The sequence below is a fragment of the Pseudomonas peli genome (assembly GCF_050563605.1).
Taxonomy (GTDB): domain Bacteria; phylum Pseudomonadota; class Gammaproteobacteria; order Pseudomonadales; family Pseudomonadaceae; genus Aquipseudomonas; species Aquipseudomonas peli_A.
Genome location: NZ_JBNXUH010000279.1, coordinates 1 through 237 on the forward strand (window position 1 = coordinate 1; position 237 = coordinate 237).

The following is a 237-nucleotide window of genomic DNA, read 5'->3' on the forward strand; positions in this document are numbered from 1 at the left end:
GTACTACACCCGCCGGGCGCAGGATCAGGTCGATGCCTTCGGGCGTTTCCACCTTATAGCGAGTATCCAGCAGCTGTCCGTCAATCAGTGCCTTGGAGCCAAGTAGCACGCGGTAGCGCATGGTCTTGCGGCTGTCTCTTATACACATCTGACGGCTGCCGACGACGCTCCACGAGTGTAGATATCGGGGGGCGGCGGGGCACTAAAAAAAAAAAAAAAAAAAAGAGAAAGAGGAGC

Annotated in this window: 1 pseudogene; it reads right to left on the bottom strand. The window is 55.3% G+C overall.

Annotation, left to right across the window (positions count from 1 at the left end):
• A pseudogene (locus ACQ4LH_RS21740) lies at nucleotides 1–121 on the bottom strand (hypothetical protein); the annotation flags it as partial.
• Nucleotides 122–237 lie beyond the last annotated feature (116 nt).